Origin of the sequence: Salinicola sp. MH3R3-1 (assembly GCF_001937155.1) — a bacterium.
GTDB classification, from domain to species: domain Bacteria; phylum Pseudomonadota; class Gammaproteobacteria; order Pseudomonadales; family Halomonadaceae; genus Salinicola; species Salinicola halophyticus.
Genome location: NZ_MSDP01000075.1, coordinates 1 through 261 on the forward strand (window position 1 = coordinate 1; position 261 = coordinate 261).

General features: G+C 47.1%; 1 rRNA gene. It reads left to right on the top strand.

Annotated features, from left to right (window positions below):
- Positions 1–261: ribosomal RNA gene (locus tag BTW08_RS18370) — 16S ribosomal RNA — on the top strand; the annotation flags it as partial.

The following is a 261-nucleotide window of genomic DNA, read 5'->3' on the forward strand; positions in this document are numbered from 1 at the left end:
AAGTGTTATCCGGAATCACTGGGCGTAAAGCGTCTGTAGGTGGTTCGAAAAGTCCACTGTTAAAAATTGAGGCTTAACCTCAAAGATGCCGTGGAAACTTTCAAACTAGAGTATGGTAGGGGTAGAGGGAATTTCCAGTGGAGCGGTGAAATGCGTAGATATTGGAAAGACCACCGATGGCGAAGGCACTCTACTGGGCCATTACTGACACTGAGAGACGAAAGCTAGGGGAGCAAATGGGATTAGAAACCCTAGTAGTCC